Raw genomic sequence first — 15,831 nt, 5'->3', positions numbered from 1 at the left:
CAGGCCGACCACAACCTCCGCGGGCGAGGGGATGAGTGCGATAGCGTCAGCACCTGACAGTCCCCGGGGCACCCGTGTCCCGCGGACTCAGCGTTCGATGAGGAGGTAGCAGTGACGTCTGCGAAAGCCGCTGGAGGAAACCGGGAGACCTTCACTCGGAACTCCGGATTCATCTTCGCCGCGATCGGTTCCGCGGTGGGGCTCGGCAACATCTGGCGCTTCCCGGGCGTCGCCTACGAGAGCGGCGGAGGGGCCTTTCTCATCCCGTACCTCGTCGCGCTGCTGACCGCCGGAATCCCGGTGCTGTTCCTCGACTATGCGGTCGGCCATCGCTTCCGCGGGACGGCGCCGCTGTCGTTCCGGCGGATCAAGAAACCGGTCGAGGCGCTCGGTTGGTTCCAGACCGGCCTGCTGTTCGTCATCAGCGTCTACTACGCGGCGGTCATCGCCTGGGCGCTCAGCTACTTCTTCTTCTCGTTCAACCAGAGCTGGGGCGATGATCCGGCCGCCTTCTTCACCGGCGAGTACCTGAAGGTCGGTGATCCGGGGGTCTCCACGACGATCGTCGGCGGAGTCGCGCTCCCGCTGATCGTGGTGTGGCTCGCGGTTCTCGCGGTGCTGCTGCTCGGTGTCGCGAACGGCATCGAGAAGGTCAACATCGTCTTCATCCCGCTGCTGTTCGTCGGGTTCGCCGGACTGGTGATCCGCGCGGTCACGCTGCCCGGTGCCGTCGATGGCCTCAACGCACTGTTCACCCCGCACTGGGAGGCGCTGAAAGACCTCGACGTGTGGATCGCGGCGTACAGCCAGATCTTCTTCTCGTTGTCGATCGCATTCGGCATCATGATCGCCTACGCGTCGTTCCAGCGGCGGAAGGCGAACATGACGAGCTCCGGGCTCGTCGTCGCGTTCGCCAACTCCTCCTTCGAGATCCTGGCCGGCATCGGAGTGTTCTCTGCGCTCGGATTCCTCGCCTACCAGCAGCAGGTCGCGGTGTCCGATCTGGAAGGGCTCACCGGCCCGATCCTGTCGTTCGTGACGTTCCCGGCCGTCATCTCCGAGATGCCCGGCGCGGCGTTCTTCGGCGCGCTGTTCTTCGGCTCGCTGGTGATCGCCGGCTTCACGTCGCTGATCTCGCTGATGATCGGTGTCTCCGCGGGCATCCAGGAGAAGTGGGGTCTCTCGCGCACCAAGGCCGCGGTCGGTGTGTCGGTGGTGTGCGGTCTCATCTCGATCGGGCTGTTCTCCACCACCTCGGGTCTCATCGCCCTCGACACCGTCGACATGTTCGCCAACAACGTCGGCGTGGTCTCCTCGGCCATCCTGATGACGATCATCCTGATCTGGGTGCTGCGGCGCGGCGACATGTTGCGCAACCACCTGAACGCGGTGTCGACGTTCAAGGTCGGCAGGATCTGGCTGGGACTCGTCGGCGTCGTCGCACCGATCTTCCTGACGATCATGCTCGTCCAGAAGGTGTGGTCGGTGATCGACGAGGGATACGAGGGATACCCGACCTGGTACATCAGCGTCTTCGGTTGGGGCACAATCGCTCTGGTGATCGTCGCGGCGGTCGGTCTGTCCCTGCCGTCGTGGAAGGGTCGCGACGATCCCGACTTCTTGCCGTGGCCGCCACTACCCGAACGCGTTCGCGGAACCGACCACAAGGCCAGTAAGGAGACAGTCTGATGAGTGGGATCGCCATCGTCATGCTCCTCATCTCCATCGGAATCGTGTGGGGAGGGCTGGTCGCGAGCGTCATCTTCCTGAACCGTCACCCCGAGGTCGACGGTCTCCACGAGGACCCCGATCTCGTGCGGGACGACGAGGAGCGCGCGGCGCAACCGCACCCGTTCCGCGACACCTGATCCGCAACCGCTCCACCTCTCGGCGCACGTCGCCCTCGATGCGAGCGCGACGTCCGATGAACCGTCTGTCCGAGATAGCCTGGAAAGATCGCGGGGCGCGCGACCCTCGGCCCGAGGAGGCACGATGAGTAACCCGTTCAAGCGCGTCAAGTCGGTCGAGCAGTCGATCAGCGACACGGACGAACCGGACACCAAACTCCGCAGAGACCTCACCGCGTGGGATCTCACCGTCTTCGGTGTGGCGGTTGTCGTCGGCGCCGGTATCTTCACGCTCACCGCACGCACGGCGGGCAATCTGGCCGGCCCGTCGGTGTCGGTGGCGTTCGTGCTGGCCGCGATCGCGTGCGCACTCGCGGCGCTCTGTTACGCCGAGTTCGCCTCGACCGTGCCTGTCGCCGGTAGTGCCTACACCTTCTCGTTCGCCACCTTCGGTGAGTTCGTCGCATGGGTGATCGGGTGGGATCTGATCCTCGAGTTCGCTCTCGCTGCGTCCGTGGTCGCGAAGGGCTGGTCGCTCTACCTGGGCAACATCCTCGGATCGGCGGCATCGGTCGAGCTCACCGACTCGATCAGCTTCGACTGGGGCGCGGTGCTGCTGATCGCGGTGCTGACCGTCCTGCTCGCGCTCGGCACCAAGCTGTCGTCTCGGGTGTCGCTGGTCGTCACCACCATCAAGGTCTTCGTCGTCTTGCTGGTCATCGTGGTCGGCGCGTTCTACATCAAGCTGAAGAACTACGACCCGTACGTGCCGCCCGCCGCTCCGCCGGCCGAGGGCGACACCGGCCTCCACCAGACACTGTTCTCGGCGATCACCGGCGCAGAGGGCAGTACTTTCGGCTGGTACGGCCTCCTGGCGGCGGCCTCGCTGGTGTTCTTCGCCTTCATCGGTTTCGACGTCGTGGCCACGACCGCGGAGGAGACGAAGAACCCGCAGAAGGCGATGCCGCGCGGCATCCTCGGATCTCTGGCCATCGTGACGGTCCTCTACGTCGCGGTCAGTCTTGTCGTGTCCGGGATGGTCCCCTACCCGGAACTGGCCGACAAGACAGATCCGGTGACCGGCGAGGTCACCGGGTCCACCCTCACCACGGCATTCGAGGCGAACGGTGTCACGTGGGCGGGCTGGGTGATCGATCTCGGTGCGCTCGCCGGCCTGACCACGGTTGTGATGGTGCTGCTGCTCGGCCAGACCCGCGTCGGGTTCGCGATGGCGCGCGACGGACTGCTGCCCAGATCGCTGGCACACACCGGCAAGCGCGGTACTCCGGTGCGCTTCACGGTCGTCGTAGGCGTCGTCTCGGGTGTGCTCGCGGCGTTCTTCCCGATGGGCACCCTCGAGGAGATGGTCAACATCGGAACCCTGTTCGCGTTCGTGCTGGTGAGTGTCGGGGTCATCGTCCTCCGCCGAACCCGGCCCGATCTCGAACGTGGGTTCCGGGTGCCCCTCGTGCCGTTCATCCCGATTCTGTCGATCCTGGCCTGCCTGTGGCTGATGCTGAACCTGTCCGTGGAAACCTGGATCCGGTTCGTGATCTGGATGGTGCTGGGTGTGGTCGTGTACTTCGCCTACGGCTACCGCAACTCGGTCTTCGCCCGGCGGGAGCGCGGTGAGGAGGTCGGAACGGCGGAAGTCGCGGCCGGGGAAACCGGGCCCGACACCTGACCATGGGCTCGGCGGGCATGGTCCGATAGCCTGGATCGAACGCACAGATCGCTGCACACGCGGCGCACGAAGCGAACGACAAGGGGATCAGATGACGACTGCTCAGGACGAGCTGAAGGCCGACAGCCGCAACGGGATCGACTACAAGGTGGCCGACTTGTCCCTGGCGGACTTCGGCCGCAAGGAGATCGAGCTCGCCGAGCACGAGATGCCCGGACTCATGGAACTGCGTCGTGAGAACGCAGATGTCTTGCCGCTCAAGGGTGCTCGAATCTCCGGATCGTTGCACATGACCGTGCAGACCGCCGTGCTGATCGAGACACTCGTCGCGCTCGGCGCCGAGGTCCGCTGGGCGTCGTGCAACATCTTCTCGACCCAGGATCACGCGGCTGCGGCCGTCGTCGTGGGTCCGCACGGCACCCCGGACGAGCCCAAGGGCGTCCCGGTCTTCGCCTGGAAGGGCGAGACCCTCGAGGAGTACTGGTGGGCGGCCGAGCAGATGCTGACCTGGCCCGAGGCGGACAAGCCGGCCAACATGATCCTCGACGACGGCGGCGACGCCACCATGCTGGTGCTGCGCGGTGCCGAGTTCGAGAAGGCCGGCGTGGTGCCGCCGACCGAGGACGATCACCCGGCCGAGTACAAGGTCTTCCTCGAGCTGCTCCGCGAGCGCTTCGAGACCGACAAGAACAAGTGGACCACCATCGCCGAGTCGGTTCAGGGCGTGACCGAGGAGACCACCACCGGCGTGCTGCGGCTCTACCAGTTCGCCGCTGCCGGTGAGCTGACGTTCCCCGCGATCAACGTCAACGACTCGGTCACCAAGTCGAAGTTCGACAACAAGTACGGCACCCGCCACTCGCTGATCGACGGGATCAACCGCGGCACCGACGTTCTCATCGGTGGCAAGAAGGTCCTTATCTGCGGTTACGGCGACGTCGGCAAGGGCTGCGCGGAGTCGCTGGCCGGCCAGGGCGCCCGCGTCCAGGTCACCGAGATCGACCCGATCAACGCGCTGCAGGCCCTCATGGACGGCTACGACGTGGTCACCGTCGAGGACGCGATCGGCAACGCCGACATCGTGATCACCTCCACGGGCAACCTGGGCATCATCACCCTCGACCACATGCGTCAGATGAAGCACCAGGCGATCCTGGGCAACATCGGCCACTTCGACAACGAGATCGACATGGCCGGCCTCGAGCGTTCGGGCGCCAAGCGCATCACCGTCAAGCCGCAGGTCGACCAGTGGATCTTCGAGAGCGGCAAGTCGATCATCGTCCTGAGCGAGGGTCGTCTGCTCAACCTCGGCAACGCGACCGGCCACCCGTCGTTCGTGATGAGCAACAGCTTCTCGAACCAGGTGATCGCGCAGATCGAGCTGTGGACCAAGAACGACGAGTACGACAACGAGGTCTACCGCCTGCCCAAGCATCTCGACGAGAAGGTCGCGCGCATCCATGTCGAGGCACTCGGCGGCAAGCTGACCAAGCTCACCAAGGAGCAGGCCGAGTACATCGGCGTCGACGTCGAGGGTCCGTACAAGCCGGAGCACTACCGCTACTGAGGTAACCCGCTCACGCAAACCCGCCCTTTTTCGGCAGATCCACCACCCTCGCTGGGGGTGGAAATGCCGAAAAAGGGTGGGTTTGCGGCGTTTTGGGGTCAGGCCCCGATGTCGGGTTCGGCGTCAGGGCAATAGATCCACGAGCCGCGTTCCTTCAGGAACCGTTCCTTGGATTTCTCGGATTCGGTTCGGCGGCTGCCCTTTTCGAGATGGGACACGACCTCGGATTGGGCGACGTTGCCGTCGAAGACCGTGTCGAGGAAACCGTCGAGCACGATCAGGCCGTCCTCGGTGGGCGGTGGACCGGTGATGCGCTCCCGCGATTGGCTGCAGACCGCGGCCTTCATACGTACGACGTCGCGGGCGTTGCGTGCCGCCACGTAGTTCTGCAGAGCCGCACGGATCTGGGAAAGCGCTGCGTAGTCGGCGGATTCGGGGTCGGAGTCGGTGCTCGTCGAACCACCCGGAGAGGTGCTCGACGAGGTGCTCGAACCTGTCGCGACAGAGGAATCCTCCGGTCCGGACGACGTCACGACCAGGGTGACGACGAGGGCGACCAGGGCGATGACGGCGACGCCGCCGGTGATCCAGGCGACGATCGCGCCGGTGTTGCGCTCGGGCGGCGGGGGACCGCCGGGAGGGCCTCCGTAGCCGCCGCCCGGGGCATAGGGCCCGGGTCTCTGGACGCCGTAGGGCGGCGGGGCTCCGTACGGGCCGTAGGGAGGTCGCGGCTGCGACGCGGGCGGGAACTGCCCGGAATACGGCCGCTGTCCACCGGGGCCGGGCCCCTGGGGGTACCCGGGCCGACCGGGCCCGAACGGTGGCGGTGGGCCACCGGGTGGTGGCGGCTGATAGGTCATTCGACCCCCTCCCCAGTCATTGATCCAGGCTAGCGAAGAGCCTTGTCGACGGCAGAGCCCGGTCGGCGGGGTGGCGTACGTCCGAATGACGCCCGTCGGGGTGACTTGCGGTCGACGGATCGGTCGGAGGTCAGCGGGTCAGGAGGCCGGCCAGCGCGGCGATGTCCTCGCCGTCGTACCGGTGCCACGGGGACGTCCAGTCGGCCTCGGCGAGTTGGCGATACACCGCGTCGACGCGGCGCTGCAGGTCGCTGTCGCGTTCGTAGGCATCGCGTGCCCGGCTCGCGTCGACGGCGGCCCGGCTCTCGGCACGCTGCATGGCCACCTCGGCGGGCACCCCCAGCAAGACGTGGCGGTCGGGGACCGGCATGCCGAACCGTCCGTACTCGAGGTCGGCGACCCACCGCACGACCTCGCCGTCGGCGTCCTGTTCCAGGCGACCGGCGTTGTAGGCCGCGTTCGACGCGACGTAGCGGTCGAGGATGACGATGTCGTTCGATCCGGTCGCCGCGGTGATGTCCGCGGCGGCGTCGGCCCGGTCGAGGGCGAAGAGCAGCGCCATGGCATACACGCTGTCCCGGAGATCGCCGTGCGAGCCGTGAAGTGCCTCCGAGGCGATGTCGGCGGTCGCCGACTGCCCGTAGCGGGGGAAGGTGAACGTCGCGACCCGCAGGCCCGACGCCGTCCAGCGCTCGACCAGACCGGCCACCAAGGTGTTCTTACCGGCGCCGTCGAGCCCCTCCACCGCTATCAACTGACCCACGCGGAGGAGTCTATGGGGTGGGACGAATCGGGCGAGAACGTACGCCTCCGGCGCGTCATTCACCACGCTTTCATCACGATGGTGTCACCATTGGACACATGAAGCCTCGCATCCTCGTCGTCGACGACGACGCCGCTCTCGCCGAGATGCTGACGATCGTGTTGCGCGGCGAGGGTTTCGAACCCTTCGTGGTCGGTGACGGTACCCAGGCACTCACCGCGGTGCGGGAGATCCGCCCCGACCTGGTGCTGCTCGACCTCATGCTCCCGGGCATGAACGGCATCGACGTGTGCCGTGTGCTGCGTGCCGACTCCGGCGTCCCGATCGTCATGCTGACCGCGAAGTCAGACACCGTCGACGTCGTGCTGGGTCTCGAATCCGGCGCCGACGACTACATGGTCAAGCCGTTCAAGCCGAAGGAGCTCGTCGCCCGTGTGCGCGCCCGCCTGCGCCGCACCGACGAGGAACCGGCCGAGCTGCTGTCGATCGGCCCGGTGGAGATCGACGTGCCCGCGCACAAGGTCACCCGCGACGGTGTGCCGATCTCGCTGACCCCGCTCGAGTTCGACCTGCTGGTCGCGCTCGCTCGCAAGCCGCGGCAGGTCTTCACCCGCGACGTGCTCCTCGAGCAGGTGTGGGGCTACCGTCATCCGGCGGACACTAGACTCGTGAACGTGCATGTCCAGCGTCTGCGCGCGAAGGTCGAAACCGACCCGGAGAACCCTGAGGTCGTCCTGACTGTGAGGGGGGTCGGCTACAAGGCCGGCCCGCCGTGATCGGTCGATCTCGACGACGGGTCAACAGCACTTTCGGGCGTTTCACCCGCGCTGCCGGCGCTGTCGGACGTGCCTTCGGGCACATCTGGCGGCGCTCGTTGCAGCTACGGGTCGTGGCGTCGACGTTGTTGCTGTCGGTCGTTGTGCTGCTCATTCTCGGTTTCGTGCTGGTCTCCCAGATCACCGACCGCCTTCTCGACGTGAAGCTGGCCGCGGCCACCGAGGAGATCGACCGTGCCCGTATCTCGGTGGAACGCGACCTGTCCAGCGGCGCCGGCAACATGTCGGTGCAGAACCGGCTGCGTCAGACGCGATCGCTGCTCACCGACCGTGATGCAGACACCGGGCAGGCGTCCGGCACGGTCGGCGCCTTCGACACCGTGCTGCTCGTCCCCGGCGCGTCCGAGAGCAGTGCTGCCAGCGGTGTCGGCCCGACCGCCGAGGTGCCGTCGAACCTGCGGGACATGGTCCGCGGCGGCCAGGTGGCCTACCAGTACACCCAGGTGCCCGACGGTTCCGGCGGACAGGCGCCGGCCCTGATCGTGGGTACCCCCACCAACGCCTCGGTGCCTGGGCTCGAGCTGTATCTGGTGTTCCCGCTGACCGCGGAACAGAACACCGTCGACCTCGTCCGCGGCACCCTGCTGACCGGCAGCATCGTCCTGCTGGGTCTGCTCGCGGCCATCGCCTGGCTGGTCTCCCGGCAGGTCGTCATCCCGGTGCGGTCCGCCTCCCGGATCGCCGTCCGGTTCGCCGACGGCCGTCTCAAGGAGCGCATGCCCGTTCGCGGCGAGGACGACATGGCCCGTCTTGCGATGTCGTTCAACGACATGGCCGAGAGCCTGTCGAAGCAGATCACCCACCTCGAGGAGTTCGGAGGCCTGCAGCGCCAGTTCACCTCCGACGTCAGCCACGAGCTGCGGACACCACTGACCACCGTGCGGATGGCGTCCGACGTGCTCTACGAGGGCCGCGACGAACTCGACCCGGTACGGAAGCGTTCGGTCGAGCTGCTGGACAAGGAACTCGACCGGTTCGAAACGCTGCTCAACGAGCTGCTGGAGATCTCCCGCCACGACGCCGGGATGGCCGAGCTGGCGGCGGAACGGATGGACATGGCCATCCCGATCGACGGCGCGCTGGCCACCGTCCGGCACCTGGCAGAGGAGACCGGGACCGAGCTCGTCCTCGACCTGCCCGCCGAACCGGTGCTCGCCGAGATCGATCCGCGCCGCGTCGAGCGAATCCTGCGGAACCTGCTCGCCAACGCGATCGACCACGGCGAGCGGAAACCGGTGACACTCACGATGCGGTCCGACGGCGACGCCGTCGCCATCACGGTCCGCGACCAGGGCATCGGGCTGCGGCCGGGTGAGGAGAAGCTGGTGTTCAACCGGTTCTGGCGTTCGGATCCGTCGCGGTTCCGACGCTCTGGCGGCACGGGTCTCGGCCTGGCCATCAGCATCGAGGACGCCCGCCTGCATCAGGGCCGACTCGAGGCGTGGGGTGAACCCGGCAAGGGTGCCTGCTTCCGGCTGACGTTGCCGCTCGTCCGTGGCCACAAGGTGCTCGGTTCGCCCCTGCCGCTGAAGTCCGTCGGCTCGGCACCCCGGGCCGCCGCCAAGACGGGTGGCCGCACACCAGGTGTGGAGGCTGGTGCCGAATGAGCGTCGAACGTCATCCGGAACACCCCCGGCGGAGTGTTCTGGGGCTCCTGATCGCCGTCGCGACGGCGACCGTGGCGATGGTCGTGGTGTCGGCGTGCGGGTCGATCCCCAATGACTCCTCACCGCAGCCCATCAAGTCCTTCCAGCGCGAGGGTGCCACCAACGCGGCCCCGGTGCCGCAGGCCGACATGGACCCCGAGGCCCTCGTCCGCGCGTTCTTGAAGTCCACGGTCGATCCCGAGTCCGGCCACGATGCCGCGCGCGCTTTCTTGACCCCGGTGGCCTCGCAACAGTGGGACGACCGCGGTGACGCCCTGATCCTCGACGAGATCAGCATCTTCGTCGACCAGCGCAACGAGGACTCCGTACGCATGCGGCTGACCGGCGACAACGTCGGGACGCTCAAATCCGACGGGCAGTTGCTGCCGGCGTCGGGACGGGTCGAGACCAGCATCAGCCTGACCCGCCAGGGAGACCAGTGGCGCATCGACGGGCCGCTGCCCAACGGGGCGATGATCGACCGCGACCAGTTCGACAACACCTACCGTCCGGTCTCGCTCTACTTCTCCGACCGCACCGGCCGGCGACTCGTCCCGGACCCGCGCTGGTTCTACGCAGGACAGGCGACCGATCCGACGGTGCTGGTCAACCGGCTCATCGCCGGACCCGCCGCCGACCTGTCCGCGGCCGTGGACAGCGGCTTCCCGAGCGGTTCGACACTGCGCGGGCCGGTTGTCGGCCTCGCCGGCGGCGGGGTACGTGTCGACCTCTACGGCATCGGCAACGCGTCGAGCCGGGATCGGACGGTGCTGGCCGCGCAGATCGTCTGGACCCTCGACGACGCCGACATCTCCGGGCCGTACGTGATCGACGCCGACGGTGCGCCCCTCGCCGCCGAACGCGCCTCGGGATGGCAACCCGCCGACCTCCGCTCCTTCGATCCGAACGCGGTGCCGTCCACCGACGTCGGCCTGAACGTCGTCACCGGCGGCGCATTGCGCGCGGTGACCGACACCGCGACCGTGCCGGTGCGCGGACCTCTCGGTTCGTCTCGCGACGTGCGGGCGGCGACGATCTCCGACAACGGCGCGCGGGTCGCCGCGGTGCGGACGGCTGGAGACCGCCGGCTCGAGTGCGTGATCGGCGACTACGGCGGCGACGTCGGGCCGATCGTCAGCGGGGTGTCCATCACCCGTCCCTCCTTCGGCGCCGACGAGAACGCTGTGTGGGTGGCCGTCGACGGGAAGCCGGTGCAGTGGCAGCGCGACGACGACGGCACCCAGACCGTCCCGGTCGAGGCATCCTCGATCCCGAGGGTGGCGCGCGGCGCGATCACCGAGATGCAGGTGGCTCCGGACGGTGTCCGGGTTGCCCTCGTCGTAGGCGGGCAGATCGTGTTCGCCGTGCTGTCGACGAACGCCGAGGGGCAGGTGTCGTTGACCAGCCCGCGGATCGCGGCCTACAACATCGGCAACCGTGCGGTGTCCTTGGACTGGGCGTCACCGACGACTCTGGTCGTCGCCCGGGAGGCGCCGGAGTCCCCGGTGGTGCAGCTGTCGATCAACGGCACCCCGGCGGTCGGCCTGCTCAGCGGGAACGTGTCCCCACCGGTGCGGGCCGTGGTGGCGAATGCCTCGACCATCTACGTCGGGGATCAGCGCGGCGTGCTGCGCCTCGGCAGCAACAACGGGCAGCCCGACCAGTACTGGACCGAGGTCGAACCCGCCATGATCGCCGGGGCGATCCCGGTTCTGCCCTGATCGCCGGGGCGGGATCTTCCTAGGCGGCGGCCAGGACGACGACCGCCGCGACCCCGATCCCGGCGGCGTGCAGAACGCGGACCGACTCGGTTGCAGTGGCCCCGGTGGTCAGCACGTCGTCGACCAGGAGCGCCGCGGCACCGTGCGGTGGACGCGCACCGCCGCGGAGACGGACCGCCCCCGCGAGGTTGCGAGCACGTGCCCGGGCGTCGAGTCCGGCGGAGTCGCGGGCGGTCGCCGCGGTCATCAGCAGCGGTGCGACGGTCACACGGGAACCCAGGAGTGGTGCGGCGTGTTCGGCGATCGCGGCGACCCGATCGCCGCCGCGGCGTCGTGCGCTCAGCCGGCGGGTGGGCGCGGGGATCAACGCCAGTCGGTCGGCGTCGGGTAGCTCGCCCCACCCGGCCAGCACCCGCACGGCGTGGGCGAGTGCGGCGCCCAGCGGCGGGATCAGATCACGGCGGTCGTGTTCCTTGACGGCGATGATCCCGTTCCGGTGGGGACCCCGGTAACGACCGAGGGCCCACACCGGCACACCCGGTGAGACGCGCGGGCAGGCGGCGACCGGAGCGTCGTGCCAGGCGGTCTCGCAGCGGGCACACCACGGAGTCCCGGGCCGTGCGCACCCGCCGCAGACCACCGGGAAGACCAGATCCGCCGCCGCGGCCGGCACCTGACCCCAGACCATGTCCCGACCGTAGACCCGGGCGCCGCACGCCAGGTGTGGCCGGCGGAGCCTGTGGAGAGATCCGCCCTGTTCGGTGAGTTGTCCGAGTCCTTGGGATCACCGCGCGCGGGCCCTCGGTCCCGACTTGTCCCGGGATACCCGACGCGGCGGGGCAAAACGTGGCCGATACCCGAACTTGCGACTACGGTCTTGGGTACATCGGGTTGCCGGGAGGACAGTTGAGTCCCCGCGCCGGACACGACCGATTTTCGGGAGGTGATGCCCCTGTCGATGAGTGTCAGCTGTCAGCTGGCATGGACAAATCCTCGGCGTCGGCCAAATTATCAGTGCGACAACAGATCACGATGACCCCACCGCCGCCGGGAACAATTCAGGAGGTAGTTGAATGTCCACAGTCATCCATCGCAAAGGCCAGCGCGAACCGAAAATCGCAGACCCCAGGCCGACCGTGGAGGAGGGCCTCGAGCCCGACCACCAACCCGCCCAGAACGACTCCGACGACCAGGAGTTCGCGTTCGTCCGCCCACCCGGAACGGTGGACGCCGACGAACCCGCCGAGCCCATCGCCAAGGTCGTGTTCAGCGGCCGGAACGTCGAGATACCCGACCATTACCGCATCTACGTCGGCGACAAGCTCGCCCGCCTCGAGCGTTTCGATCCGACGATCTACCGATTCGACGTCGAGCTGAACCACGAACGCAACCGGAGACAGTCCAAGGTCTGTCAGCAGGTGGAGATCACCGCGACGGGTAAGGGGCCGATCGTCCGTGCGCAGGCCTGCGGTGAGAACTTCTACGCCGCCCTGGAGCACGCACTCGACAAGGTCGAGTCGCGGCTGCGGCGAGTGAAGGACCGTCGGCGCGTGCACTACGGCAACCGGCGCCCACAGTCGGTGGCCGAGGCCACCGAGGTCGGAGCGCCGCTGCTGCGCGACAACCAGTTGACCGTGGAGGGGCATGTCGGCGACCCCGGCATGCTCGAGGCCACCGAACGCGGGGAGTGGGACGACGGTGTCGACGAGTACATCCCAGGTCAGATCGTCCGCGTCAAGGAGCACACCGCGGTACCGATGACCGTCGACGACGCGCTCTACGAGATGGAACTCGTCGGGCACGACTTCTTCCTGTTCCACGACAAGGAGAGCGACAAGCCGTCGGTGGTCTACCGCAGGCATGCCTTCGACTACGGCCTCATCCGCCTGACATGAACACGGGCTGAGCGGTTCCGGACGGCCGCGGACGAATCCGAACGATGAAGTCGTCTCGGTTACGTGCCGGTCGATCAGGGTCTGCTCAGCTCACCTCGCTACCATGGGATCCGGTCTGTGCGTTCGCACGGGCCGGATTCCGTGTGTTTTCTACAGGTGAGGGACTCGATCCACGGTGCTGAACAAGCTGTTGCGTGTCGGCGAAGGCCGCATGGTCAAGCGACTCGACGCTATCGCGTCGCACGTCGAGGCGCTGTCCGACGAGTTCGAGGCGCTCTCCGACGCCGAACTGCGAGCCAAGACAGACGAGTTCAAGAAACGTATCGCCGATGGTGCGACGCTCGACGAACTGCTGCCCGAGGCCTTCGCGACGGCCCGCGAGGCGGCCTGGCGCGTGCTCGACCAGAAGCACTTCCACGTCCAGATCATGGGTGGCGCGGCGCTGCACTACGGCAACATCGCCGAGATGAAGACCGGTGAGGGCAAGACCCTCACCTGTGTGCTCCCGGCGTACCTCAACGCGCTGTCCGACGAGGGCGTCCACGTCGTCACCGTCAACGACTACCTCGCCAAGCGTGACTCGGAGTGGATGGGACGCGTCCACCGCTTCCTCGGCCTCGAGACCGCAGTGATCCTCACCGGGATGTCCTCGGCCGCGCGCCGCGAGGCCTACGCCGCCGACATCACCTACGGCACCAACAACGAGTTCGGCTTCGACTACCTGCGCGACAACATGGCGCACTCGCTCGCCGACCTCGTCCAGCGCGGCCACGCCTACGCGATCGTCGACGAGGTCGACTCGATCCTCATCGACGAGGCCCGCACCCCGCTGATCATCTCCGGCCCCGCCGAGGGGTCGAGCAAGTGGTACACCGAGTTCGCGCGTATCGCGCCGCTGCTCGAGAAGGATGTCCACTACGAGGTCGACATCAAGAAGAAGACGATCGGCGTGCACGAGGCCGGCGTCGAGTTCGTCGAGGACCGTCTCGGCATCGACAACCTGTACGAGGCGGCCAACTCGCCCCTGGTCAGTTACCTGAACAACGCGATCAAGGTCAAGGAGCTCTTCCAGCGCGACAAGGACTACATCGTCCGCAACGGAGACGTCCTGATCGTCGACGAGTTCACCGGTCGTGTGCTCGACGGCCGACGCTTCAACGAGGGCCTGCATCAGGCGATCGAGGCCAAGGAAGGCGTGGAGATCAAGGCCGAGAACCAGACCCTCGCCACGATCACCCTGCAGAACTACTTCCGCCTGTACGACAAGTTGTCGGGCATGACCGGTACCGCCGAGACCGAGGCCGCCGAGTTCGACCAGATCTACAAGCTCGGTGTGCTGCCGATCCCGACCAACCGGCCGATGGTCCGCAAGGACCAGGGCGACCTGATCTACAAGACGGAAGAGGCGAAGTTCGCCGCGGTCGTCGACGACATCGTCGAGCGTCACGAGATCGGCCAGCCGGTGCTGATCGGTACCACCAGCGTCGAGCGTTCGGAGTACCTGTCTCGTCAGCTGAAGAAGCGCGAGATCCCGCACAGCGTCCTGAACGCCAAGTTCCACGAGCAGGAAGCCCAGATCATCGCCGAGGCGGGCCGCCTCGGGGCGGTCACGGTGGCCACCAACATGGCCGGCCGAGGTACCGACGTGGTGCTCGGCGGCAACCCGGACATCATTGCCGACACCCGCCTGCGCAAGGCCGGACTCGACCCGGTGAACACCCCGGACGAGTACGAGGCCGCGTGGGACGAGGCCATCGAGGTCGCGCGCACCGAGGCCGCCGAGGAGGCCGAGGCCGTGCGCAAGGCCGGTGGCCTGTACGTGCTCGGCACCGAGCGCCACGAGTCCCGCCGTATCGACAACCAGCTGCGCGGCCGTTCGGGTCGTCAGGGCGATCCGGGTGAGTCGCGGTTCTACCTGTCCGTCGCCGACGAACTGATGCGCCGCTTCAACGGCGGTGCGCTCGAGGCGATCATGAGTCGCCTGCCCGACGACGTGCCGATCGAGGCCAAGATGGTCACCAAGGCCATCCGTAGCGCTCAGACCCAGGTCGAGCAGCAGAACTTCGAGATGCGCAAGAACGTCCTCAAGTACGACGAGGTCATGAACGAGCAGCGCAAGATCATCTACGCCGAGCGCCGCCAGATCCTCGAGGGCGAGGATCACCACGAGCAGGTCAAGCAGATGATCGACGACGTGGTCAGCGCCTACGTCGAGGGCGCGACCGCAGAGGGCTACGCCGAGGACTGGGATCTCGACGAGCTGTGGACCGCGCTGCGCACCCTGTACCCGATCGAACTCGACCCCAAAGAGGTCGTCAACGAGACGGAATACGGTGAGCGCGAAGACATCTCAGCCGAAGAGCTGCGCGAGACCCTCGTCAACGATGCGAAGGCCGCCTACGACAAGCGCGAGAAGGCCATCGACGAGATCGCCGGCGAGGGCGCGATGCGCCAGCTCGAGCGCAGCGTCCTGCTGAGCGTCCTCGACCGCAAGTGGCGCGACCACCTGTACGAGATGGACTACCTGCGCGAGGGCATCCACCTGCGGTCGATGGCGCAGCGCGACCCGGTGGTCGAGTACCAGCGCGAGGGCTTCGACATGTTCACCGGCATGCTCGAGGGTCTCAAAGAGGAAGCACTCGGCATCCTCTTCAACGCCCAGGTGCAGACCGAGCAGCCGGCACCGCAGGCGCCGCTGCCCACCGCCGCCGACCTGCGTGCCGCGGTCGGTGCAGGTGTGCCCGCGCCGGCGGCCGACTCCGGTTCGCAGGTTCCCGCAGCGCTGCGTGGTTCCGGGGCCTCCGGCGGCGATGTGCCGATGACGTTCTCCGGACCCGACGAGGGTGGTGGCACGGTCGTCCACTCCGAGGAGGAGGAACTGGCCGGTGCCGCCGACTCGGCCAGTCGGCGCGAGCGCCGCGCGGCCGCGCGGGCGAACACCAAGGGCAGCCGTCCGAAGCCGCCGAAGGCCAAGAAACAGCGCCGCTGAAAAAATCCGGGAGAAAGCGGAAC

At 67.5% G+C, this 15,831-nt stretch carries 12 protein-coding genes; 9 read left to right on the top strand and 3 right to left on the bottom strand.

What is annotated here, in order from left to right:
- Positions 1–111: 111 nt before the first annotated feature.
- From PWF70_RS18495 to ahcY, 4 genes are all read left to right on the top strand, one after another.
- Positions 112–1,689 carry a sodium-dependent transporter gene (locus tag PWF70_RS18495; RefSeq protein ID WP_241548714.1) on the top strand — a complete coding sequence of 526 codons (1,578 nt, stop codon included), beginning with the start codon at positions 112–114 and terminating at the stop codon, positions 1,687–1,689.
- Positions 1,689–1,868 (top strand): methionine/alanine import family NSS transporter small subunit, encoded by a 180-nt coding sequence (locus PWF70_RS18490; RefSeq protein ID WP_035755039.1) that lies wholly within the window; start codon positions 1,689–1,691, stop codon positions 1,866–1,868. Before PWF70_RS18495 ends, PWF70_RS18490 begins: the two co-directional genes overlap by 1 nt.
- Before the next feature lie 124 nt (positions 1,869–1,992).
- Positions 1,993–3,531 carry an amino acid permease gene (locus PWF70_RS18485; protein WP_035755041.1) on the top strand — a complete coding sequence of 513 codons (1,539 nt, stop codon included), beginning with the start codon at positions 1,993–1,995 and terminating at the stop codon, positions 3,529–3,531.
- A 91-nt stretch (positions 3,532–3,622) separates the two neighbouring features.
- Complete coding sequence (gene ahcY, locus PWF70_RS18480; RefSeq protein ID WP_006360159.1) at positions 3,623–5,098, top strand: adenosylhomocysteinase; 1,476 nt, start codon at positions 3,623–3,625, stop codon at positions 5,096–5,098.
- Positions 5,099–5,196: 98 nt separating this feature from the next.
- Here the strand turns inward: ahcY and PWF70_RS18475 are convergent, their stop codons facing one another.
- Complete coding sequence (locus tag PWF70_RS18475; RefSeq protein ID WP_241548715.1) at positions 5,197–5,958, bottom strand: hypothetical protein; 762 nt, start codon at positions 5,956–5,958, stop codon at positions 5,197–5,199.
- A 130-nt stretch (positions 5,959–6,088) separates the two neighbouring features.
- Positions 6,089–6,721, bottom strand: a complete 633-nt coding sequence (locus tag PWF70_RS18470; RefSeq protein ID WP_040004319.1) for a dTMP kinase — start codon at positions 6,719–6,721, stop codon at positions 6,089–6,091.
- A 98-nt stretch (positions 6,722–6,819) separates the two neighbouring features.
- On the opposite strand from PWF70_RS18470, the gene mtrA reads away from it, so the two are divergent.
- The 3 genes from mtrA to lpqB are packed head-to-tail and all read left to right on the top strand — an operon-like array spanning position 6,820 to position 10,924.
- Complete coding sequence (gene mtrA, locus PWF70_RS18465) at positions 6,820–7,497, top strand: MtrAB system response regulator MtrA (RefSeq protein WP_004023513.1); 678 nt, start codon at positions 6,820–6,822, stop codon at positions 7,495–7,497.
- Entirely contained in the window at positions 7,494–9,164 is a 1,671-nt protein-coding gene (mtrB, locus tag PWF70_RS18460) for an MtrAB system histidine kinase MtrB (RefSeq protein ID WP_040004318.1), read from the top strand. The genes mtrA and mtrB overlap by 4 nt, the downstream gene beginning before the upstream one ends.
- On the top strand, positions 9,161–10,924 hold the full coding sequence (lpqB, locus tag PWF70_RS18455) for an MtrAB system accessory lipoprotein LpqB (protein WP_006360155.1): 1,764 nt from the start codon (positions 9,161–9,163) through the stop codon (positions 10,922–10,924). The genes mtrB and lpqB overlap by 4 nt, the downstream gene beginning before the upstream one ends.
- 19 nt (positions 10,925–10,943) lie before the next feature.
- Here lpqB and PWF70_RS18450 read toward each other — a convergent pair whose 3' ends face one another.
- Entirely contained in the window at positions 10,944–11,612 is a 669-nt protein-coding gene (locus PWF70_RS18450; protein ID WP_241548716.1) for a ComF family protein, read from the bottom strand.
- A 385-nt stretch (positions 11,613–11,997) separates the two neighbouring features.
- Here PWF70_RS18450 and hpf point away from each other — a divergent pair, with 385 nt between their 5' ends.
- Together hpf and secA are read left to right on the top strand one after the other, a co-directional pair.
- On the top strand, positions 11,998–12,819 hold the full coding sequence (gene hpf / locus PWF70_RS18445) for a ribosome hibernation-promoting factor, HPF/YfiA family (protein WP_006360153.1): 822 nt from the start codon (positions 11,998–12,000) through the stop codon (positions 12,817–12,819).
- Between the two features lie 175 nt (positions 12,820–12,994).
- The gene (gene secA, locus PWF70_RS18440) at positions 12,995–15,808 is read left to right on the top strand and encodes a preprotein translocase subunit SecA (RefSeq protein WP_280088927.1); all 2,814 of its coding nucleotides are present in this window, start codon (positions 12,995–12,997) and stop codon (positions 15,806–15,808) included.
- Positions 15,809–15,831 lie beyond the last annotated feature (23 nt).

The organism is Gordonia sp. Swx-4, from assembly GCF_030316175.1.
Lineage (GTDB): Bacteria > Actinomycetota > Actinomycetes > Mycobacteriales > Mycobacteriaceae > Gordonia > Gordonia alkanivorans.
Note: the sequence above shows the minus strand (reverse complement) of the source record. Positions and strands in the feature narration are given on the sequence as shown.

Excerpts from the sequence above, each read along its gene's own strand:
- PWF70_RS18490 (WP_035755039.1), top strand. The coding sequence starts at position 1,689 with ATGAGTGGGATCGCCATCGTCATGCTCCTCATCTCCATCGGAATCGTG.
- PWF70_RS18485 (WP_035755041.1), top strand. The coding sequence starts at position 1,993 with ATGAGTAACCCGTTCAAGCGCGTCAAGTCGGTCGAGCAGTCGATCAGC.
- ahcY (WP_006360159.1), top strand. The coding sequence starts at position 3,623 with ATGACGACTGCTCAGGACGAGCTGAAGGCCGACAGCCGCAACGGGATC.
- PWF70_RS18475 (WP_241548715.1), bottom strand. The coding sequence starts at position 5,958 with ATGACCTATCAGCCGCCACCACCCGGTGGCCCACCGCCACCGTTCGGG.
- mtrA (WP_004023513.1), top strand. The coding sequence starts at position 6,820 with ATGAAGCCTCGCATCCTCGTCGTCGACGACGACGCCGCTCTCGCCGAG.
- lpqB (WP_006360155.1), top strand. The coding sequence starts at position 9,161 with ATGAGCGTCGAACGTCATCCGGAACACCCCCGGCGGAGTGTTCTGGGG.
- PWF70_RS18450 (WP_241548716.1), bottom strand. The coding sequence starts at position 11,612 with ATGGTCTGGGGTCAGGTGCCGGCCGCGGCGGCGGATCTGGTCTTCCCG.
- hpf (WP_006360153.1), top strand. The coding sequence starts at position 11,998 with ATGTCCACAGTCATCCATCGCAAAGGCCAGCGCGAACCGAAAATCGCA.